This is a genomic window from Noviherbaspirillum sp. (assembly GCF_035254865.1).
GTDB lineage: Bacteria > Pseudomonadota > Gammaproteobacteria > Burkholderiales > Burkholderiaceae_D > Noviherbaspirillum.
Map to the genome: position 1 here is coordinate 189,494 of NZ_DATFAF010000018.1, position 21,364 is coordinate 210,857.

16 protein-coding genes are annotated in these 21,364 nt (G+C 57.5%); 4 read left to right on the forward strand and 12 right to left on the reverse strand.

What is annotated here, in order from left to right; all coding sequences use genetic code 11:
• Positions 1-25: 25 nt before the first annotated feature.
• Together VJ651_RS05025 and VJ651_RS05030 are read right to left on the reverse strand one after the other, a co-directional pair.
• On the reverse strand, positions 26-5,368 hold the full coding sequence (locus VJ651_RS05025) for a pre-peptidase C-terminal domain-containing protein (protein ID WP_324106376.1): 5,343 nt from the start codon (positions 5,366-5,368) through the stop codon (positions 26-28).
• 1,236 nt (positions 5,369-6,604) lie between these two features.
• Positions 6,605-8,821 (reverse strand): YgiQ family radical SAM protein, encoded by a 2,217-nt coding sequence (locus VJ651_RS05030; RefSeq protein WP_414691311.1) that lies wholly within the window; start codon positions 8,819-8,821, stop codon positions 6,605-6,607.
• Between the two features lie 250 nt (positions 8,822-9,071).
• Here VJ651_RS05030 and VJ651_RS05035 point away from each other — a divergent pair, with 250 nt between their 5' ends.
• Positions 9,072-9,401 (forward strand): hypothetical protein, encoded by a 330-nt coding sequence (locus VJ651_RS05035; protein ID WP_324106377.1) that lies wholly within the window; start codon positions 9,072-9,074, stop codon positions 9,399-9,401.
• 59 nt (positions 9,402-9,460) lie between these two features.
• On the opposite strand, the gene minE is transcribed toward VJ651_RS05035, so the two are convergent.
• From minE to kynB, 6 genes are all read right to left on the reverse strand, one after another.
• Positions 9,461-9,724, reverse strand: coding sequence for a cell division topological specificity factor MinE (gene minE, locus VJ651_RS05040; protein WP_324106378.1), 264 nt, complete (start codon positions 9,722-9,724; stop codon positions 9,461-9,463).
• Between the two features lies 1 nt (position 9,725).
• On the reverse strand, positions 9,726-10,541 hold the full coding sequence (minD, locus tag VJ651_RS05045; RefSeq protein WP_324106379.1) for a septum site-determining protein MinD: 816 nt from the start codon (positions 10,539-10,541) through the stop codon (positions 9,726-9,728).
• A gap of 30 nt (positions 10,542-10,571) precedes the next feature.
• Complete coding sequence (minC, locus tag VJ651_RS05050; RefSeq protein ID WP_324106380.1) at positions 10,572-11,312, reverse strand: septum site-determining protein MinC; 741 nt, start codon at positions 11,310-11,312, stop codon at positions 10,572-10,574.
• 286 nt (positions 11,313-11,598) lie between these two features.
• Entirely contained in the window at positions 11,599-12,438 is an 840-nt protein-coding gene (kynA, locus tag VJ651_RS05055) for a tryptophan 2,3-dioxygenase (protein WP_324106381.1), read from the reverse strand.
• Positions 12,439-12,454: 16 nt separating this feature from the next.
• Complete coding sequence (gene kynU, locus VJ651_RS05060) at positions 12,455-13,705, reverse strand: kynureninase (RefSeq protein ID WP_324106382.1); 1,251 nt, start codon at positions 13,703-13,705, stop codon at positions 12,455-12,457.
• A complete protein-coding gene (gene kynB / locus VJ651_RS05065; RefSeq protein ID WP_324106383.1) occupies positions 13,702-14,349 on the reverse strand; it encodes an arylformamidase in 648 nt (215 codons plus the stop codon). Before kynB ends, kynU begins: the two co-directional genes overlap by 4 nt.
• A gap of 133 nt (positions 14,350-14,482) precedes the next feature.
• Here kynB and VJ651_RS05070 point away from each other — a divergent pair, with 133 nt between their 5' ends.
• Positions 14,483-14,956: an Lrp/AsnC family transcriptional regulator gene (locus tag VJ651_RS05070; protein ID WP_324106384.1), complete on the forward strand. Its 474-nt coding sequence runs from the start codon at positions 14,483-14,485 to the stop codon at positions 14,954-14,956.
• A 53-nt stretch (positions 14,957-15,009) separates the two neighbouring features.
• On the opposite strand, the gene VJ651_RS05075 is transcribed toward VJ651_RS05070, so the two are convergent.
• On the reverse strand, positions 15,010-15,540 hold the full coding sequence (locus tag VJ651_RS05075) for a hypothetical protein (RefSeq protein ID WP_324106385.1): 531 nt from the start codon (positions 15,538-15,540) through the stop codon (positions 15,010-15,012).
• Between the two features lie 413 nt (positions 15,541-15,953).
• On the opposite strand from VJ651_RS05075, the gene phbB reads away from it, so the two are divergent.
• Together phbB and VJ651_RS05085 are read left to right on the forward strand one after the other, a co-directional pair.
• A complete protein-coding gene (phbB, locus tag VJ651_RS05080; RefSeq protein ID WP_324106386.1) occupies positions 15,954-16,700 on the forward strand; it encodes an acetoacetyl-CoA reductase in 747 nt (248 codons plus the stop codon).
• Between the two features lie 439 nt (positions 16,701-17,139).
• Positions 17,140-17,844 carry a phasin family protein gene (locus VJ651_RS05085; RefSeq protein ID WP_324106387.1) on the forward strand — a complete coding sequence of 235 codons (705 nt, stop codon included), beginning with the start codon at positions 17,140-17,142 and terminating at the stop codon, positions 17,842-17,844.
• Between the two features lie 111 nt (positions 17,845-17,955).
• Here the strand turns inward: VJ651_RS05085 and VJ651_RS05090 are convergent, their stop codons facing one another.
• From VJ651_RS05090 to VJ651_RS05100, 3 genes are all read right to left on the reverse strand, one after another.
• Positions 17,956-18,768, reverse strand: a complete 813-nt coding sequence (locus VJ651_RS05090; protein WP_324106397.1) for a Crp/Fnr family transcriptional regulator — start codon at positions 18,766-18,768, stop codon at positions 17,956-17,958.
• Between the two features lie 475 nt (positions 18,769-19,243).
• Entirely contained in the window at positions 19,244-19,888 is a 645-nt protein-coding gene (locus tag VJ651_RS05095; RefSeq protein WP_136415241.1) for a response regulator, read from the reverse strand.
• Positions 19,885-21,054 (reverse strand): PAS domain S-box protein, encoded by a 1,170-nt coding sequence (locus tag VJ651_RS05100; protein ID WP_324106388.1) that lies wholly within the window; start codon positions 21,052-21,054, stop codon positions 19,885-19,887. The genes VJ651_RS05095 and VJ651_RS05100 overlap by 4 nt, the downstream gene beginning before the upstream one ends.
• Positions 21,055-21,364 lie beyond the last annotated feature (310 nt).

Genomic DNA, 21,364 nt, shown 5'->3' on the forward strand with positions numbered 1-21,364 from the left:
ATGCCACTCGTTGTACTGCTGAGGCCTACGCCCAGAAGCTGCTATAGAAGTTGCTCATGCCGGTCAGCCCGACGATCGGGTACTCGGTCGCATTCAGATAGCCGCTATGGCTGCTCTGCGGCATGTACACAGTGACACCATGCGCGGTGGTCAAGCCTCCAGTATCCACGACCGCATCGCTCAGCGCCGTCAGCACGCTTTGGGCGGCGGTGTCGAGACTGCCCACCGCGTTCAACTGCATGAAGTTGGTCATCAAGCTGTGCAAGTCGACATAAGTATCGTTCTGGAAGTCCAGGGCCGTGCTTCGCGCGCTGCGCAAGGTTTGCATCGCGCTGCTGCCGGCGGCACTGACCGCTTGGGCGAAATTGTCCCATGCGGTGGCAAGATCGCCCACTTCCGAAGCATTCAATGCCGCAAGCGTGACTTGATTGTTGCCGTGCGCCTGATAGAAGCTGGCGTAGCTGTTGACCGCCTGGGTGGCGAGCTGCGATCCGGACGGCGATGCCTGTTGCTGGAACAATGACAGCCAGTTGGTGTAGTCCCAGCCATCACCCGGCTCGGTGTCTTCGGAAACGACCATGTAATCAGTCTGCGTGCGCAGCGCATAGCCTTGGTCCAGCACGCCCTGGAGGCAGGCATCGAAACCGATCATGTCGAAATGCGTCACGCTGGACGCAGAAATCGCCTGGCTGACTTCATTCAAGGACAGATTGGCGCTGTAGCTAGTGTCATCCCAGGCAACGCCGGCGATGCCGCCGCCATGATCCCAGATGACCAGCGCATAATGGTCGGCCGGCGCAGCTTGCACTGATGCGTTGATGAACTCGGTGAGCGTGGACGTGCTGCCCATGTTGCGCTCGCCCCAGCTCGTCAGATTGCTGGAGATATGGTTCAGGTCGTTGTCATGGCTGAGAATGCCGAAGCGCGTATCCGTCCAGTTGCCGTCGGCGGAACTGTAGCCGCCAATGCGGTCGACCAGCGCCGCTACCCGCACGTTTTGCGGAAGGCTTGCGGCCTCCATTTCATTTACATCGGACAGGGCGAAGCTTTCAAGGTTGTTGTCGCCGTCGACATAGACCATGACGGTCCAGGTACCGTGCGTGCCGGAACTCGGTGCCGGCGTCGCACTTCCGGTGTCGGCGCTTGCATTCTCGCTGACGGTCAGCTTATACGTGCCTGTGCTCGACGCATACCCGCCGGCAGAGACGTAATAGGTGCCGCTGCTGGTCGGGCTGAACGTGACCAGCGCATCATTGCCATAGCCGCTGTCGTCATCCGTGGTGCCGGTAATGAGAAGGCCGGTACTGTCGTAGACGCCTCGGAGGTAGGCGTCGGTCAGCGTACCATTGCCGCTCGCTGCCCCTGCGAGACTGATGTTGTAGCTGTGTCCCGCTGACAAATTGACCGCGAACCAGTCCTGATCGCCGGCTGTGCCGATGACGCTGGAAGCACTGCCTCCGACGGACACGGTGCCCGTGGTCGACGTGCTCGCTGCAAGGTCGGCTGTGGACGTGGTGCTGCCGGAATTGGTCGAGCTTCCGCTGCTCACACTCAACACATAGTTGCCGGTATGGTTGCTGTACCCGCCGGCCGAAATGTAATAAGTGCCGCTGCTGGACGCCGTGTAGGTGACCTGCGCGCTCGCCCCGGTGCCGGAGTCGTCATCGGTAGTGCCCGAAATCAGGTTGCCGCTGCTGTTGTAGACGCCGTACAGATACGGGTCATTCAATGGCGTGGTGCTGTTTGCCTTCGGCTGCAGATCGATCGTGTACGTTTGCCCTGCCGTGAGTGACACAGCGAACCAGTCCCGATCTCCTGCTTCGTTGACCAGACTGTCGACGCTGCCTCCTGGAGTCACCGATGCTGTCGTTGTCAAATTTGCCGGTATGTCGGTCACGCCCTGGCTGCTTACCGAGAGTGCGTAGGTGCCGGTGCCTGTGCCGTATGCGCCTGCCGAGATGTAGTAGGTGCCGCTGCTGGTGGCGTCGAAAGTGACACGCGAGTTTGCGCCCTCGCCTGAGTCGTCGTTTGTGGTACCGGAGATCAGGTGACCGCTGCCGTCATAAATGCCGCGCAGGTAGGGATCCATCAACGTGCCGCTGTTGGTAGGCGATCCTTCGAGGTCGATCTGGTATCGCGTCCCGGCTGTCAGGTTGACCGCGAACCAATCCTGATCGTTGGCGACGTCAATTGTGCTGGTGGCGGAGCTGTTGACAAAGACGACACCCGTGGTTGCCGTGCTCGCAGCAAGATCGCTGGTGCTTTGCTGTTCGACACTGAGGCGGAAGGTGCCGGTATAGCTGCCGTAGCCTTCGGCCGAAACGTAGTAAGTGCCGGAACTGGTTGGCGTGAAGTTGATGCGTGAATCGCGGCCATCCTGGTCGTCTGCATAGGTATTGGCAACCAGTACACCGTTGGAATTGTAGATGCCGGAGATGAGTGGATCGTACAGCGTGCCGTTGCTGCTGCCGGAACCCTGCATGCGGACGGTGTACGTGTTCCCGGCTGTCAGATTGACTGCATACCAGTCGGCATCTGTCGTACTGCCAATGGTTCCGGTCACGGAGCCACCGACTGCAACCGTCCCTGTCGTGTTCGTATTGGCTGCAATATCGCTGCCGCCGGAATCGTTCACGCTCAGGCGGAACGTGCCCGTGTAATTGCCGTAGCCTTCCGCGGAGATGTAGTAGGTGCCGGTGCTGCTCGGCGTAAAGTTGATGCTCGAATCACGGCCATCCTGGTCGTCGGCATAGGTGTTGGAGACGTACACTCCGTTGGCGTTGTAGATACCGGAAATGAGGGGATCGTAGAGCGTGCCGTTGTTGCTGCCCGAGCCCTGCAGACGGATCGTATAAGTCGTATTCGCGGTCAGGGATACCCTGTACCAGTCGGCATCCGATGACGTGTCGATCATCCCGATCACCGAACCGCCCACGCTGACCGTGCCGGTCGTGCCTACATTGGCCGCGACATCGGCTGCGGTCTGGGTTGCGCTCAGCGTGTAGTTGCCCGCGTAATAGGAGTAAGCGTCGACATAGTAAGTACCTGAACTCATGGGCGTAAAGCTTGCCGTGGCAGTGTACGACGATCCATTGCTGGCTCCGGTCGCATAGCCTCCGTCATAATTGCCCGACGCATCGTAGATGCCATAGATGACAGGCGCGGTATTGCCGCCGCTTCCCGCGAGCGTGAACTGATAAGTATTGCCGCTTGTGAGCGACACCGCGTACCAGTCATGGTCATAGGCCTGATTGATGGTGACGCTGGTGCTCCCGCCGATAGGCAGGGTGGCAGTTGTCGCCGACGAGCCGGCGACGTCGGACGCCGTCTGTGACACGCTCAAACGGAACGTGCCCGTGGAGCTGCCATAGCCCTCCGCAGCGATATAGTAGGTACCGGAAGTGGTAGGAGCGAACGTGAGGCTCGAATCGGTGCCGTCCTGGTCGTCGGCATACGTATTGGAAACCAGCGTGCCGCTCGAATTATAGATACCCGAGATAAGAGGGTCGCTCAAGGTGCCGTTACTGGAGTGGCTTCCTTGCAGGCGAATGGTATAGATGTTTCCAGCCGTCAGAGTGACTCCATACCAGTCCGCATCGGTCGCGCTGTCAATTGTTCCGGTGACTGAACTGTTGACCGAAACTGCCCCGGTCGTTGCGGTGTTTGCTGCAATGTCGTTAGTGCTGGATCCGCCCGATGAGCTGACCGAAAGGGTAAACGTCCCGGTATACGACGAGTAGGCGCGTGTGGCGATGTAGTAGGTGCCTGAGCTGGTAGGCGTAAACGTACTCATTGCGTCGCGGCCCGTCGTGCCGGCGCCTGATGCGGCGTCGTCGTTATATCCGCCAAGGTAGGCCGCAATGGTGCCGGTGCCGTAACTGTAGTAGACACCGTCAATGATCGGGTCGAACAGTGTGCCTGAGTTCGCTCCTTGTCCTTGCATGCGGATGGTGTAGGTGACGCCCGCCTGCATGGCGATTCCGTACCAGTCAATGTCACCGGACGAATCAATTGTGCCCGTGACGGAAGTGCCGGCGCTGACGAGTGCGCTCGTGGTGGCATCGCCTGCTACGGTATCGACCGAGCGGTCGAGGTAGGACGGGATGATGTCCCCCCGGCTAGCCTTGCCGCCCGCGACTTCGCTGAACGCGAAGGTGAAATTCCCGGTGTCATCGTAGGAATCGGCGACAACCCCGTAGTACGTCCCGCTTGAAGTCGGAATGATGTTGAGGCTGAGTGTGCCGTTCGCTGCCTGGCCGTAGCTGCCGGCCAGCTGCTTGCCGCTTTCGTCATAAATTCCCTGCAGCACGGGAGCGTTGAGGGCGTCGCCCGACGTGGCGCTTTGCAGCGTGAAGTGGTACTCCTGGCCAGCGGTCAGGTTAAAGAAGACGGAGCGCGTCTGGAATCCGGTGCTGACGGTGCCGGAATAGGTCTGCCCGGCGGAGATGGTCGTCTGCGCATCGTTGTTACTCGCCGCTACATCGAGGTCCGTGACCGTGACCACATATTGTCCTGTGGTGCTGTTCTGGCCCTGAACGCGAATATTGAAGTTGCCGCTGCTGCTGGGTGTAAAAGTCAGTTGCGCATTCTGGCTGATGCCGTAATCGGCGTTGGTCGCATCGGCAACCGGATTGTTCGAAGGATCGCGCACTTGCACGATTTCCGGATCCAGCGTACTGCCTGCGGCCGCCTGGACTTCGATGCGATAGGAATGCCCCGCGATCAGGTTGTAAGGATTGTTGTCGATTTCGCCGACGGCGCTAATGCTGTGGCTCGCCATGTTCGCCAGGGTGTTGATCGCGATGCTCTGATAGGTTGCGGCGCTTGTGTTGGCGTTGACGAGGCCGAGCATTTCGCGTGCCGCTGCGGCTGCCGTATTGCCGGAATACGCGTTGATCTCATCCTGCGAGTCAATGCTATTGGTGAAGCTTGATGCAGCGGCAATCCGGTTTGCCACCAGGGCGGCGTCGATCAGGCCTTGCGGCTCTTTATTCGTCTCGGCGCCTGCCATGATGTTGAGCGCAGCCTTGCCGCGCACAAGGCTGCCGCTGTTGATTGCTCCTGCCCAGAATGCCAGACCGCCGGCATCCGGCGCGCGCCCCAGGACATTGTTGTAGATGGCCGTCACGAAATCGGTCGTGCCGCCCGTGTACAGCGCAGCCGACTCCGCACTGTTGCCGAAGCTGTCGATGATGGCCCGTACAGTGCTGTTGGTGTCATAGGCGCCGACAAAGTCGGAGGTGGAAGTCGGGGCGCCTACCGCATTGAGTTGCGTTGCCATGTTGTTCAAGCCATTGGCGTCGGCAGGACGGCCAAAGTAGGCAACGTAGAATTTTTGTACCAGGGAGTAGTAATCAGCGACGGCCATAGTGTTATTCCTATTTGATTTATGTGACGTGAGGCTGCAGTTCAGCGAATTCTCTTTTAGGGCCCAGCAATGCGTTGATCGGAAACGCGATGGCAACTCTTTTTGTGCGGACAAGGCTCGGCGGCCTTGCTTTCGGCGCTGTGCAAGCGATCATCGTGGGAATCTTGTGACTTCTCGGGATCGGTCCGCGAGCGTGATGCGACGGGCGCGCCTCTTCTGGCTTGAAGAAAGGCGGAGGGTAAAAGAAGGGAGAATGGGCTCGCCCTGCGACGCATTTTTTGTATTTCTCAGTCGGGTCGGAGAAAGTCAGTACACGTCCGGCGCCATACAGAACACCATTTCGTCGGAGCGCTGTAAATCCCTATGTTGCTTGTTACATATTTTTACAAATGACAAGTATATCTTTTAGTTAAGTTTTTGCCTATGAGATACAAAATATTATGACCGCGGTGCTGCGATGGATGGGGAAGTGCGAATCGCTTGGCGACGTTTGGCAGGCAGACTGCTTGTAGGGGCAATTATTGCCTAGTGGGAGGGCTTGGAAAAGGAGATGCGTCCTGAGGACGTTTTCAGATTGGCGGCTTGCGAATCGAAGAACAATCCGCGATGAGGCGCGCGCGCCTTGAAATGCTTAAAAGAAAGATTTGATTGCCCAAGAAATCAGCGCGATGCTGACGGCAGCCGAGGAAAGCATGCATGCGGCAGCTTGCAGCTTGTTGTAGTTGAAGCTGGTTTTTGCATGCGAAATACCGGCGTCTTGTCTCACTCGCTCCATGGCATCCTCGTTGGGCTGGGGAAATCGTTACCTAGAGTCATTGTATAGAGATGACGATCGGAATCAATAGTCCGTTCAGCAACATTTACGCAAATTAGCTTGAGAAATATCAAGCGGCGATGCCTAGGGGAACCGGGAGCGGGTAGGGTGTTGAAATGATTGCAAGGCTTTGCTACTTGCTTTCCAATGGCGGCCGAAGGTCATGGTGGCAATTCGGAGGAGCAAAAAAAAAGCCCGCAGATCTTGCGATTGCGGGCTTAAATCCAATTCAAGAAGAGTTGGAGGAGACAGGAGAACTATATCTCAGCCCTGTTCCCTCGTCCGCTTTATTATTGCAATAACAGACATAAGAAATATGTATATCTGATGTGGCGAACGGTGGAACGTAAGTGGCTTCCTGTCCAGTTCCCTCATGTCGACCGAGTATGCCGTAGCGGCGATGGAGACGAATCGCGTGCGGACTATTTTCGTCCCGTTTTTCGGACAGGCGGCGAATCCTTTTTCGTTGTCCGCCCGATTGCCGGTGTGCGCATTCCTGGCACTTTCTTCGGGTCCTTGGGCTTGGCGGGAGCTCGACCCGCGCAAGTTCCGGCGAAGCGGCGGGGGCCGGTCGCACCGGCGCCCGTATTGTCAGAGCGCGGCACGAGATGTCTTTCGCTGTTGCCGATCAAATCCGATCGCCCCATGCGCTGCAGCGCTTCGCGCAGAATCGGCCAGTTTTCCGGATCGTGATAGCGCAGGAAGGCCTTGTGAAGACGGCGGATCTTGCCGGCGCGCGCGGTTTCGACAACTTCGGAATCGGCCGACACCTTGTGCAGCGGGTTTCGGCGGCCGTGGTACATCGCGGTCGCCATGGCCATCGGCGTCGGCAGGAAGGTTTGCACCTGATCGATCTGGAAATTGTTCTTCTTCAGCCACAGGGCCAGGTTCAGCATGTCTTCATCGGTCGTACCGGGATGCGCGGCGATGAAGTAGGGGATGAGATATTGTTCCTTGCCGGCTTCCTGCGAATAGCGCTCGAACATTTCCTTGAACTTGTAGTACGCGCTCATGCCGGGTTTCCCCATTTTCGACAATGGGCCGTCTTCGGAATGCTCGGGCGCGATCTTCAGGAGTCCGCCAACGTGGTGCGTGACCAGTTCCTTCACGTATTCGGGTGAGCGCACCGCGAGATCGTAGCGCAGCCCGGAGCTGATCTGGATCTTTTTGATGCCGGGAATGGCGCGCGCCTTGCGGTACAACTGGACCAGCTTGCTGTGATCCGTGTTCAGGTTGACGCAGATGCTCGGGAAGACGCAGGAAAGCCGGCGGCAGGTTTGCTCGATTTTCTTGTCCTTGCACGCAAGCCGGTACATGTTGGCGGTCGGCCCGCCGAGATCCGAAATGGTACCGGTAAAACCCTTCGTCTTGTCGCGGATCTGCTCGATTTCGTGCAGGATCGACGGCTCCGAGCGGCTTTGGATGATGCGGCCCTCATGCTCGGTGATCGAGCAGAAGGTGCAGCCGCCGAAACAGCCGCGCATGATATTCACCGAGAAGCGGATCATCTCCCAGGCCGGAATGCGCACCTTGCCATAGCTGGGATGCGGCCCCCGCGCGTAGGGCACGTCATAGATGCCATCCATTTCGTCCATCGTCAGCGGAAATGGCGGCGGATTCAGCCAGACGTCGCGTTCGCCATGCGCTTGCACCAGTGCACGTGCATTGCCGGAATTGGATTCGAGATGCAGCACGCGCGATGCATGGGCGTACAGGACGGGATCATCCTTTACCGCTTCGTAGGACGGGAGACGGATGACGGTCTTGTCGCGCTGCTCTTTCAGTGCGGCCTGGCGTTCTTCGCGGCTCAGGATGCGCACCGGTTGTTCGACCACCGGTTTTTGCTCGGTGACGCAGCTTGCCGTTTCCTTCGATTTCGTTTCATAGGGATCGGGAAGCGGTTCGAGGCGGCCCGGTGTGTCGTAATGGGTCGAATCGACCACCGTCCAATCATTGGCCGGCGTCCAGCCGCTGGGAACCATATAAGCGGTGCCGCGCAGATCGCGAATCGTCTTGATTGCTTCGCCGGCGGCCAGTCGATGCGTGAGTGCAACGAGTGCCCGTTCGGCATTGCCATACAACAGAAGATCGGCTTTGGAATCGGGCAGCACGGAGCGCCGCACCTTGTCCGACCAATAATCGTAGTGCGCGATACGGCGCAGACTGGCCTCGATGCTGCCGACGATGATATTGGTGTCGGGATAGGCCTCGCGGGCGCGCTGGGCGTATACGACAAGCGCACGATCAGGACGCTTGTTTGGTTCGGCATTCGCGGTATACGCGTCTTCCGACCGGATCTTGCGATCCGACGTGTAGCGATTGATCATCGAATCCATGTTGCCGGCTGTTACGCCGAAGTACAGATTCGGCTTGCCGAGCGCGCGAAACGCGTCGGCGGAATGCCAGTCGGGCTGGCTGATGATGCCAACCCGAAAACCTTGCTTTTCCAGCAGTCGTCCGATCAACGCCATGCCAAAGCTGGGATGATCGATGTAGGCGTCGCCCGTGATCAGAATGACATCGCAGGAATCCCAGCCGAGCGTATCCATCTCAGCCCGAGACATCGGCAGAAAGGGAACCGGATTGGTGTAATCGGGCCGGTAGCGGGGATAGGAAAAGAGGTTCTTGGGAGCGTTCATGGTGGGGCGGATTGTACCGGAAATGCGCTGCCGGACGCCGCGAAACGGTTATGGCGCGCCGGGCCGGCATCTGGTCATTGCATGTGACTGAAAGGAACCAGGCAAGTTCGTGGGCAATCCTGATGCTATGGCAGGATTGGTCCGATTTCTTTTCTCAATGCGCGGCGCCGGGCTGGAACTCCGTTAACCTGCATTTATCAAAACGGGGCTGTTGTTTCTATTCGCAGCGCTTACCGAAAGGAGACATGCCATGATGCGCCAGAACGAACTCCAACAACGCTTCAGCCAGATTGAAAACACGATTCATCAGGCCGCGCAACGCTGTCAGTCGGCGCAAGCTGTTCCGATGGATCTGAAAGACTGCATCCAGCAACTCGATCAGCAGACTACCCAGGCGAGGAACATGCTGCAGTCGCAGGATGAAAACCAGATTCGCCAGTACGTGGACAACCTGGAGCAACTCGGTGACCGGGCCAAGGATGCATGCGAGCATTCTTCCGGAAATGTGGATGGCGAACTGAAGAACGCCATCATGCAAGCGCACCGCGAACTATCGGACCTGAAGCATCAACTCCACTGATCGTTTGATGGCTTGCAATTCTCGCGAAGGAATTCCTTCGCGAGAAGCAGGCTGCCTCATCATTTGCCGGGTACCGCGTCCGGCAGTACCACGTTGACATCCAGCACTTCCAGGTTGCCCTGACGGTCAAGTGAAATCTTGATGTCGTCGGCGTTCACCTTGGCATACTTCGAGATCACTTCGATCAATTCCTTGTGCAGTGCAGGCAGGAAATCAGGGCCGTCGCGTCCATTGCGTTCGCGAGCGATGATGACCTGCAGTCGCTCCTTCGCCGTGCTGGCGCTTTTGGGCTTGTTATTGAACAGGAATGAGAGTAGCGCCATATTACTTGCCCTTGAACAGTCGCTGGAACAGGCCCGGCTTTTCATAAGCGGTGAAGCGCAGCGGCACTTCATTGCCGAGGAAGCGTGCAATCACGTCCTGATACGCTTCCGCGACATCGCTGCCGGCCATGTGGATCGCCGGATTGCCTTGATTGGAGGCATGCAGCACCGATTCGGATTCCGGGATGATACCAATCAGCGGGATGCGGAGGATTTCCTGTACGTCAGTGTAGGACAGCATCTCGCCCGCATCGACGCGCTTGGGAACATAGCGCGTGATCAGCAGGTGTTCCTTGACCGGGGTGTCGCCCTTGAGCGCACGGCGCGACTTGGCCTGGATAATGCCGAGGATGCGATCCGAGTCGCGCACCGACGACACTTCCGGATTGGTGACGACGATGGCTTCATCGGCGAAGGTCAGCGCCATCACCGCGCCGTGTTCGATGCCGGCGGGCGAGTCGCAGATGATGTACTCGAAATCCATCTTGGCCAGATCGTTCAGCACGCGCTCGACGCCTTCTTCGGTCAGCGCATCCTTGTCGCGCGTCTGCGATGCCGGCAGCACGAACAGATTGTCGCAATGCTTGTCCTTGATGAGGGCCTGGTTGAGGGTCGCTTCATTGTTGATGACATTGATGAAGTCATAGACGACGCGACGCTCGCATCCCATGATGAGGTCGAGGTTGCGCAGACCGACGTCGAAATCGATGACGACCGTCTTGTGCCCGCGCAGCGCCAGCCCCGATGAAAAGCTGGCGCTGGAGGTGGTCTTGCCGACGCCCCCTTTGCCGGACGTTACAACAATGATCTTGGCCACAAACAAACTCCTTTCAGAAAAGTCGAATAACTAAGCGCGAATGGATATCACATCTATCCGGTCGCCAGCAAGACGGACCTGCGCAGGTTTTTTCGCCAGATCCTGGGATAAGCCGCTCTCAAAGGTGCGGTAAATGCCGGCAATCGAAACCAGCTCGGCTTCCATGCTCAGCGAAAAAATGCGTGCTTCGGCGTTGCCGCTGGCGCCGGCCAGTGCCCGTCCGCGCAGGGGCGCGTAGACATGGATGCTGCCGTCGGCGATCAATTCGGCGCCGCTATTGACGATGGCCGTCACGATCAAATCGCTGCCGCGCGCGTAGATCCGCTGGCCGGCCCGCACGGGCGTATCGACGATCATGGCCGCCGGCGCAGCGATTGGTGCTGCCGGTGCCGGCGGAACGGGGGCAGGGGCCTGTGCGGCAGGCTGCTCTTCCGGTGCCTCCTGGCGCGGTTTGACCAAGGTGTCGATGCTCAGGCCGCTGGCGACGATCTCCGGCTCCATCTCGGCCGGTGCGCCGCGTACGGCGACCGGATTCAGGCTGTAGGACTTGAGCAAGGCGATCAGCGCCGGCCAGTCGACGCTGCCGGTGAAATCGCAGCCGGCAACGTCGATGACGGCAAATTCATGATCGAAATAGTCGGATGCGCCGCCCGTCATCTCTTGCATTGCCTTGTCCAGCGTCGCCAGATCGGATATGCGCAGGATGGCGGAAACGGCAACGACAGTTGAAATCTTGATTTCTATCGGTTTGCTGCTTTGGGTCTTTGACATAAATGCTAATCGTGGTTACCGCTGCCTGAAGTGCTGTTCGAGAGGGGCAAGCTGCGTGCCTCGTCCGGAAAAGCGCTCTCTGGTGAGCAAAAAACTATGCGCCGGCCGCCAAATGAATCGGGCCGCGGTAGGCGGCCCGAACATGCTCGGAAATGAAAATTCGTTACAGCGCATTGAATAATTGCTCACCACTCGCTCTGTGCTTCAAGAATATTATACCTGTTGCCGTCGCGCCATCTCCTTGATTACGCGTTCTATTTGCGGGAACGTTGCGGGAAAGCGCCGCTCAGAGCGCGGTGCGCAACGCGAACAGCTCGGGAAACAGCACGACGTCGAGCATTTTTCTCAGGTAGCTGACACCGGCTGTTCCGCCCGTGCCGGTCTTGAAGCCGATGATGCGCTCGACGGTGGTCACATGGCGGAAACGCCAATAGCGGAACGCCGTCTCCAGGTCGACCAGTTTTTCGGCAAGCTCATACAAGGCCCAATGCCGTGCCGGATCCTGATAAACCGCGAGCCAGGCAGCCTTCACCGATTCGTCGGCAGTTGTCGCCTGCGTCCAGTCCGCATTCAGGCGAGCCGTGTCGATCGCAAATCCCTGCCTGGCCATCAGCAGGATCGCCTCATCGTATAGCGAGGGCTGATGCAATGCAGCGTCCAGTCGCGCGTGGTGCTCCGGCGTTGCGGCATGAACGGCGAGAAGCGATGCATTCTTGTTTCCGAGGACGAATTCGAGCTCCCTGTACTGGCAGGACTGAAAACCGGACGACTGCCCGAGATAGGGCCGGATCGCGCTGTATTCGGTCGGCGTCATCGTCGCCAGCACATCCCATGCATGCACCAGCTGATCCATGATGCGCGCCACGCGTGCCAGCATCTTGAATGCCGGCGGCAAGTCGTCGAGATGCATTTGTCGGCGCGCTGCATGCAATTCGTGCAACATCAGTTTCAGCCACAATTCGCTGGTTTGATGCTGCACGATAAACAACATTTCATTGTGGTCCGGCGAGCGCGGATGTTGCGCCGACAGCACCTGGTCGAGTGCCAGGTAGTCGCCGTAGCTCATCGCCTGGCTGAAGTCCATCCTGGCGCCATGCCAGGATGCAGACGGGTTTTGCGATTCCATGATTTGCCTCGCTTGTTCAGGTCACCGCATCGCGCGGCGCTGCGACGTCGTATTTCTTGTTGTCCAGGATATCCGCCAGGATTTCCATTGCATCCCACACGTCGATAAAGCGCGTGTACAAGGGCGTCAACCCGAAACGCATGATTGCCGGTTCGCGATAGTCGCCGATTACCCCACGCCCGATCAGCGCCTGCATCACTGCGTAGCCATGCGGGTGCGCGAAGCTGACCTGGCTCCCGCGCCGCGCGTGTTCGCGGGGCGTGACGAGCGATAAGGGATGCTTGGCGCAGCGATCCTCGACCAGCCGGATGAACAGATCGGTCAAGGCCAGCGACTTCGCACGAATGGCGTCCATGCTGGTTTGCGCAAAGAGATCAAGTCCGCATTCCACCATTGCCAGCGACACGATCGGCTGCGTGCCGCAAAGTGCGCGACGGATGCCGTCGATTGGCCGGAATTCGGCTTGCATGGCAAATGGCGCTGCGTGGCCCCACCATCCCGACAGCGGTTGCTGAAAACCCGCCTGATGCCGCGCCGCGACCCAGATGAAGGCAGGCGCGCCGGGGCCGCCATTGAGATACTTGTAGGTGCATCCGACCGCAAAGTCGGCCTTGTCTGCATTCAGATCGACCGGCACCGCGCCGGCGGAATGCGCCAGGTCCCAGACGGTGAGCGCACCGCAGGAATGGGCGCGTGCAGTGAGCGCTTTCATGTCGTGCATGTAGCCGGTGCGATAGTTCACGTGGGTCAGCATGACAACCGCAGTTTGCGCATCGATTGCGGCAGGCAGATCTTCGGGAGAATCAACAAGGCGTATTTCAACCCCGCGCGCGAGCCAGGAGGACAGGCCCTGCGCAATATAGACATCGGTCGGAAAATTGGCGCGCTCGGTCACGATGCGCTTGCGGCCCGCACTTGACGGGCTGCCGGCCTGAATGTGAAGGGCGGCAGCCAGGGCCTTGAACAGGTTGATCGATGTGGTATCCGTCACGACCGTTTCGTTTTTCGCGGCGCCGATCAATGGAGCGAGCTTGTCGCCCAGGCGGGAGGGCAGGTCAAACCAGCCGGCCTGGTTCCAACTGCGAATCAAGTCATCACCCCATTCCCGAGCAATGACTTCCTGCGCGCGCGCGAGTGCTGCCTTGGGGCGAGCGCCGAGGGAGTTGCCGTCGAGGTAAATCACGCCTTCCGGCAGGGCGAACTGGTCGCGCAGACCGGCCAGAGCATCCGCGGCATCCATTGCCAGGCAATCTGAACGCGTCGTCATCGTGCGTTTCCTCCCAGGGATCGCAGCACCGCGCGTACCGGGCTGGCATCCATTGCGTGCAGTTTCAAGGGCAGGGCGATCAGTTCGTAATCCCCTGCCGGGATTTCGTTCAGGACAATCCCTTCAAGGATAGCCATCCGATGCTTTCGCACGGCATGATGCGCGTCCATTGTTTTTGATTCCTGTGGATCGAGCGATGGGGTGTCGATGCCAATCAGCGCGACACCATGGTCAGCGAGCAGCGCGATGGTATCGGCTGCAACGCTGGCAAACGAAGGGTCCCAGGAGCCTTGCGGCGCGGCGATGTAAGTGCGCAACAGTACGCGCGGCGGAACATCATTTAGCGCATGCGCGACATGGCGCGGCTCGACACGGCCGATGCCGATGCAGTCGATGACGCGACACGGACCGAGATAGGCGTCGAGCGCCACCGCATCGATCGACGCGCCGCCCGCATCGTAATGTGACGGCGCGTCGCAGTGCGCGCCGGTATGGGTCGACATACTGATGCGGCTGACCGCGACCGGGCAGCCATCACTCATCTGCCATGTGGGCTCTGCATGAAATGCCGTATCGCCTGGCCAGACTGGCGTGGCGGACGAGATGACGGGACTGATATCCCAGAGGGTTTTCGAATCGGGCATGCGCGTTTCCTGCAAACGTGATGAGTAAGTGTAAGACGAAAGCCCTGAATTTTTGTTGCCGATTCCTCCTGAAAATTCGCCGGAATTCGAATACAGTACGAGAAAACCCTCCGAATCTGAACAATCATTCGAAATGAAACTTGACACCACCGACTTGAAGATTTTGACGCTGCTGCAGGAAGACGGCCGGATGAGTAACCTCAATCTCGCCGAGAAGCTTTTCTTGTCGCCGTCTTCCTGTCTGCGACGGGTCAAGCTGCTGGAAGAGAGCGGGATTATCAGCCGTTATAGCGCAGTGCTGAATACCGAGAAGCTCGGCCTTGAGGTCGATGCCTTCGTGCAGGTGACGATGCGGCGCGATGTGCAGCATTGGCACGAAAACTTCAGCGTTGCGCTCAAGGGCTGGCCCGAAGTCATCGGCGCGCACATCATCACCGGCGACGCCAACTATCTGCTGCGAGTGAGGGCGCACAATCTCAAGCACTATTCGGCTTTCATCCTCGAGAAACTGTACAAGACCGAAGGCGTGCTCGACATCCGTTCCAATGTGGTGCTCGAGACTATCGTCGATACCCAAACCATTCCGGCCTCGCTGCTGGATCGATGAGGCTGCAAGGGAGCGTTCGCCGCATCGGCCTCGCCGGGCCGCCGCTGCCGGACTCAGTGAGCCGGCACCTTTTCGCATAAGCGCCAGTACTTGCGCAGGAATTGCACGATATTGATATCAAGCCCCGGCGTCATAAACGTCCAGACGCCGTCTTGCCTCACCATGCGAAGCAAGCGCCTGGCCTTGACGTTGACCTCCTGCACGGGCAATGCTTGCGTGCGGTAGGCTGACTCATCCGCTTCGATATCGCCGTCGCTCTTGAAGAACAGCCACTCTTCAACGAAGCGCGATTGAGCGCGCTCCAGTTCATGCCCTACCGACTCGGGCACCGGGCAACGAATCTCGTCCCGGGTAGGTGGATAGTCGATGGTCCATGGGCCGTATACATCGTCCTGCACGCTGCGATAGAGGTGTGGCGTGCGGTTCGCATAGAAATGTTCGGCCATGAGGAAGGCTGCCGAGAAATACAGACCTCTCGCTTCGATATGCCAGCCATAGATGTCATCACCGGACTCGAAATAAAACAACGCAAAGACAGAGCCCAGTTTTCCTGGCGAATATGAAATGTATATCTTGGGCTGCATTCATTCATGGCCTAAGCAAGCTGACGGGAACCGGCTGTCACCGTTGGCGGCGATTCTGTCTTGCAGTCCTGTCGAAGCGCAAGAATCCAATGGATGCTAAATGCGAAACAGGTCGCGCACTCTCATAGACAAGCCTTGGTTCGGCTGGTTCGCCTTGATGGATGTGCGGCGCGCTGCCGGCCTTCACTGAGCTGAAATTTCCAGTGTGGAATACGCCGCGCAAATTGCGAATGTGAGTGAAGAAGAGTGGCTTTTGATCAAATTGCCCTTCGATTTAATTGGCTATTCTCTGAACCGATTTGCCTGGCTGGGTAATTCGGACTGGAAAGCGATGGATCGAAGCGCCCCTTGTTTCTGTTCACGGATTTTGCAGCGTCGGCAGATATTACTTGGACATAACGCGAGAGGAAATCATGAACACACAACGAGTAGCGCTGGTCACAGGAGGCATGGGCGGCCTGGGGGAAGCAATAAGCAGAAAACTTTTCACCGCCGGATATCGCGTGGCTACGACCTACTCTCCCCACAACGATCACGCCGAGACGTGGCTCAATGAACAAAAAGCGCAGGGCTTCGATTTTTCAGCATACAAGGTAGATGTCTCCGACTTCAGCTCATGCGAGGCGGGCGTGATGAAGGTCGTCAGTGATCTGGGTCGGATCGACATCCTGATTAACAACGCAGGCATCACACGCGACACGACACTCAGGAAAATGTCACTGGAGGATTGGCATGAAGTACTGACGACCAACCTTGACAGCGTATTCAACATGAGCAAACCCGTGCTTCACGGCATGCTGGAAAACCAGTGGGGACGTATCGTCAACATCTCCTCGGTCAATGGGCAGAAAGGTGCCTTCGGGCAGGCAAACTATTCCGCTGCGAAAGCTGGCGTGCATGGCTTCACCAAGGCACTGGCGCTGGAGGTTGCGAGCAAGGGCATTACCGTGAATACGGTTTCTCCCGGCTACCTGCGGACGAAAATGGTCATGAAAGTGCCCAAAGAAGTTCTCGAGGCAAAAATTCTTCCGGAAATCCCGGTGGGCAGACTGGGCGAGCCCGACGAAGTTGCCGGCCTCGTTGCCTATCTTTGCTCCGAGCAGGCAGGGTTTCTGACCGGAGCAAATATCGCCATCAATGGCGGTCAGCATATGTATTGAACGAAGCCTCGGCGGTCGGGCTGCGGCCGTCATTTCAGGTTCGATGGCAGCACTCACTCGAACCTGGACCAGGTGCCTCAATTGGCGCCGTTGGACATTCCGCATCGATGAAACGTATTCCAATCGGGATGGTGCTTGATTTGTCTCAAGCGCGGTTGGAAGCGGGTGGAAGACGGTCCTGAATGCGCACAGAATATACACGGTTCATCTCACTACATCCCATTATTAATTCTCTTTGCAGCCCGCCCTGCAGACAGAATCGCAGGCGGCGTGGATTGCAAGAGTTGCGCGCGTAACCGGCGCGTTGGACACGATGGGATCTGCTTCATTGGCCGCAAGACTGGTACAGCGGGAATCATCGAAATGCCGACTAATGTCGGAAACGGGAATGTATTGAACTTCTTATTTTTCTCTTCTCATCTTTCCTAGGAGAGCAATCATGCAGAATTTTTTGAATCCATTGGTCACGATGTATCAGACGCAATTGGAAGCATCGCGCCGCTTTGCTGACGCTTTGTTTTCCGGCACGGAAAAAATAGATCGTGTGGTCATCGGCGCATCGCATCGTGCCTTCAACGAACAGCTGAATTTTGTCCAGGCGATGACGGCCGCGCGTGATCCTCGCAGCGTGGGGACCACATTGCAATCCGGTTTCTTGTCGCGCAATCCCGACGAGGCGATGAACTACCAGAAGGAAATAATGCGGATTTTCGCCGAAATGCAGAATGAAATCGGTCGCTCGATGCAGGATTATCTTGAACAGGTCGGTTCGCATGCGACCAGCACTGCCACGGCACCGCTCGAGACCGCGCAGGACCAAGCGAACGATGCCGCGTTCAACCCGATGACAAGCATGTTTTCCGTGTGGGAGTCCGCATTCAAGGAAGTTGCCGACCTCGCCAAGAAGAATATGATGGCGGCGCGGTCTACTGCCGAGAACGCGGCACGGCGGACGATGCAGAGCGCGGGTAATTACGCGAACGTGGCCAATGTCGCGGCCGGTTCCGCGCAGGACGCAGCGACCAGCGCTGTCGATAGCGCTGCCAGTATCTCGGCGCAGGCAGCAAGGCAGACGGCGACAGTTGCGGAAGAAGGCAGCGACGAAAAAAGAGGAGTTCCTCCCGGTGGGGGGAAACGCAAATAGATCAAATACACGTCCAAAAACATGCCCAAAAAAATAAGCCGACGCTGGTCGGCTTATTTTCTATCAGACGCACTGGCGGGAGGTTTATCCCCGCAGCGCCTGTAGCCGACGTCACGCCGTTGCGAATTGTCCCCAGTCGGTGTCCGGCTGCTCCGGAGATTGCGGCGCTAAACGTGCTTTCTTGGCGGCGACCTGCTTTGCACGCGAGCTGGATGGGGGCAGGCGACGCAAGGTCTTCAGTGCCTCGGGATCCTTGATGCCGATTGAACGCTGGTCGACGGTAATCAAGCCGATTTCATTGAATGCAGACAAGGTGCGGCTGACCGTTTCCAGTGTCAGGCCAAGGTAACTGCCGATTTCATGACGTGTCATGCGCAGATTGAACAGCTTGCTGGAGTAACCCATTTCCGCATAACGCTCCGACAAATTGACCAGGAAGCGCGCCACGCGTGCCTCCGCGCTGAGAGCACCGAGCATGCTGACCATGGCTTGTTCGCGGACCAGTTCACGGCTCATCACGCTGTACATGGCATGTTCGAATTCCACATGCGCACGGCCGAGTGCGGTGAGTTTCTTGAACGGAAGCAAAATGAGGTCGCAGTTCGACAGGGCAACCGCTTCTGACGCATAGCGCTTGGTATGAATGCCATCCACGCCGAACAGATCACCTTTCATCGGGAAGCTGAGCACTTGCTCGTTACCGAACTCGTCGATCAAGACGGTTTTCAGAAAACCGGAATGAACGATATACAAGGTATCGAAAGGCTGTCCGATTGTATGGATGCGCTGGCCCGTCTTGAACTGGACATGCTGGAATAGCAGCTCTTCGTCGGTATGGATCGCTGCCGAAGGAATGCGCAGGACGTCACACAATTCCTTCAGGTTCGACCAGAGTTTTCCCTGACGTTGCCATCCCGCTTCCAGAGAAGATGAATGCAGAGCAGAAGCTGATGAATCGGAACGGATTTCAGGCATTTGCGAGGACAACATGGTCATCTCCTAATTCAGATAATTCGACACATTCATCGCGCGTCAGCTCAACCTGCTCGCACGAACGTTAAATTCGACTCCGCCGATGTGTGGAAACGCCTCCTTGGGCGTTTAAAACATGTTCAGGGTAAATAAAGAGTTGCTTGCCTGGCATGCATCATGCGAAGTGCTCAGTATCGCAATCGCAACAAGCAATTGCTATCGGTGCGGGCTGAATTGGAATGTAGGGGACAGTCAGTCGCTGTAGGATTATTCCTACAACGCGCTGTTGAATTTTCCGAATGGCAGCGTTTCCAACTGGAAATTAGCAAGGCTGGGTATCGCGTTTTTGATGCACAGCCCAAGAGTCTCTCGGCGAGGATTTCGAGAGCTCATCATGGGAGAAAGTGAGGGAAAGAAAACGCTGAATTCAGTTCTTCATCGGTCCGAGCAGGCGATGCTGGACCGCGTATTGCACCATTTCTGCCAGCGAATTCATATTCATCTTGGTAAGAATGCGCGTTTTGTGCGTACTGACGGTTTTGGCGCTCAAATGAAGAAAGTCGGCGATTTCGGTGATCGATTTTCCGCTGACCAGGAGCGTGAACACTTCAAATTCTCGGTTGGATAGCTGTTTGTGGGGCAAATCCTCATTGGCCGGCATGACATCCATCGCAAGCTGCTCGGCAACTTCAAGGCTGATATAAGGCCGCCCGGAAGCGACCTTGCGGATCGCACTGACCAGCTGCGTTCCGGCGCTTTCCTTGGTGAGGTAGCCGCGCGCCCCGGCACGAATGGCCCGTACGGCGTACTGCTCTTCTTCATGCATGGTCAGAATCAGGATCGGGAGCTTCGGCACCTCGTCCTTGATCTGGCGGATCAGTTCCACGCCACTGCGCCCCGGCATCGACAGGTCGAGCATCAGGAGATCGAATCCGCCCTTGCGTACATGGGCGAGCGCCTCGAAGCCGTCGACGGCTTCGCCGACGACCTCAATGTCATCGGCACCATCGAGAATGCGCTTCAAACCTTCGCGCATAATAGTGTGATCGTCAGCGATTACGATACGGATCATAGGCGTTTCGTTGGCGTATGCGAAATAGGTTCAGAATAAGAAATCGGTTCTATCGGAATGGTGGCATGAATGGCGACCCCGTGCGGCTCAAGATTCCGGATGCTGATTGTACCGCCTAACATGAAAATCCGTTCCTGCATTGCAATCAGGCCATAACACCCCGATTTACCCTCGCAGCCCCTTGCCATGCCGATTCCATCATCCTGAATCATAACATCGACCTGATCGTCGCTCCGGACAAATGCGATACGGGCGTGAGTGGCGTGCGCATGGCGCTCAATGTTCGACAGTCCTTCCTGAATGACGCGGAAGATCGCCGACTCGATCGGATCACCAAGCTTTGCCATCATACCGTGCGTTTCAACCGAGCATTTGATCTGCGTCTTTTTCTGAAAATTCTCGGCCATCCACTCGACGGCGGGCAGCAGCCCGAAGTCATCCAGCAAGGGAGGCCGCAATGCGGATGCCATGTTTTTCGTCATGGTGATCACATTGTCGAGCAGGCCTTGCATCTGTGCCAGACGGGCAGGCAAGCCTTCGTCGGTGTTCGGCAGACTGTTCTCAAGCCAGTCGAGATCCAGTTTCAGAACGCTCAGGCGCTGGCCAATGTCATCGTAAAGTTTTTTCGAGAACCGTCTTTTCTCCACCTCAGTTGCCTGCTGTGAAGAAACCGCCCATTGGCGCAGTTCGGAAGGCCTGATGGAACGCCGGCTGCCTTCGCTCGAGGCTTCGGGGTGCAGTCTTGAATCATGCAGGATCAGGGCGAGAAACAACTCGCCATGCACGGTGATGCGGGAAATGCTGGCGTTGAGGGACAAGTGCGCTCCGTTGGAATGCACCCCTTTCAGCTCGAGCTTGCTTCGCCGGCCGTGCATCCGTATCGCTGCCAGTCGATCCATTCGACGCTTTTGATCGTTGCTGATACGAGGAGGCATGAGGACGTCGAGCGACTGTTCCAGCAACTGCTTGGCGGGATAACCGAACATCCGCTCCACCTTTTGATTCACCAGTACGATCTGTCGCGCCGCGTCCACGATGATGACTCCGTCCATTGCGGATTGAATGATCGACAGCAATGACGGCCCGACTTTGCTGGCAGGGAAGCGGGACAGCGTGGTGATGAAGTTCGGCAGCTTGCCGGTGCTGTATTCCAATTGGATGGTCATCACAATTCTCTATTGCCAGAGCCTGTTTGACGGTTACTCGTAAGCGCCCCCGGGCGCGATTCGATCGCAAGATGCGGAAGGAAAATCCGCCTTTGCAGACAGCTCCACGGTGCTGTGCCGACACCTGATACAAGAGGGACGCTCATATACGTGGTTTGCCGCATCGCTTAAAACAGTATTCGCATCATCTTCGTGTCCCGCCTGCACGAATCCGCTGCTGTTGCGGTCGCCGGCGCTACCTTGCTGCGCTAGCCGTGAGGAATGCCGGCGCTGCCCTGAGTCGTTTGAAAATGATCGTTATTTTCGATCG

Excerpts from the sequence above, each read along its gene's own strand:
- VJ651_RS05025 (WP_324106376.1), bottom strand. The coding sequence starts at position 5,368 with ATGGCCGTCGCTGATTACTACTCCCTGGTACAAAAATTCTACGTTGCC.
- VJ651_RS05030 (WP_414691311.1), bottom strand. The coding sequence starts at position 8,821 with ATGAACGCTCCCAAGAACCTCTTTTCCTATCCCCGCTACCGGCCCGAT.
- VJ651_RS05035 (WP_324106377.1), top strand. The coding sequence starts at position 9,072 with ATGATGCGCCAGAACGAACTCCAACAACGCTTCAGCCAGATTGAAAAC.
- minE (WP_324106378.1), bottom strand. The coding sequence starts at position 9,724 with ATGGCGCTACTCTCATTCCTGTTCAATAACAAGCCCAAAAGCGCCAGC.
- minC (WP_324106380.1), bottom strand. The coding sequence starts at position 11,312 with ATGTCAAAGACCCAAAGCAGCAAACCGATAGAAATCAAGATTTCAACT.
- kynA (WP_324106381.1), bottom strand. The coding sequence starts at position 12,438 with ATGGAATCGCAAAACCCGTCTGCATCCTGGCATGGCGCCAGGATGGAC.
- kynU (WP_324106382.1), bottom strand. The coding sequence starts at position 13,705 with ATGACGACGCGTTCAGATTGCCTGGCAATGGATGCCGCGGATGCTCTG.
- kynB (WP_324106383.1), bottom strand. The coding sequence starts at position 14,349 with ATGCCCGATTCGAAAACCCTCTGGGATATCAGTCCCGTCATCTCGTCC.
- VJ651_RS05070 (WP_324106384.1), top strand. The coding sequence starts at position 14,483 with ATGAAACTTGACACCACCGACTTGAAGATTTTGACGCTGCTGCAGGAA.
- VJ651_RS05075 (WP_324106385.1), bottom strand. The coding sequence starts at position 15,540 with ATGCAGCCCAAGATATACATTTCATATTCGCCAGGAAAACTGGGCTCT.
- phbB (WP_324106386.1), top strand. The coding sequence starts at position 15,954 with ATGAACACACAACGAGTAGCGCTGGTCACAGGAGGCATGGGCGGCCTG.
- VJ651_RS05085 (WP_324106387.1), top strand. The coding sequence starts at position 17,140 with ATGCAGAATTTTTTGAATCCATTGGTCACGATGTATCAGACGCAATTG.
- VJ651_RS05095 (WP_136415241.1), bottom strand. The coding sequence starts at position 19,888 with ATGATCCGTATCGTAATCGCTGACGATCACACTATTATGCGCGAAGGT.
- VJ651_RS05100 (WP_324106388.1), bottom strand. The coding sequence starts at position 21,054 with ATGACCATCCAATTGGAATACAGCACCGGCAAGCTGCCGAACTTCATC.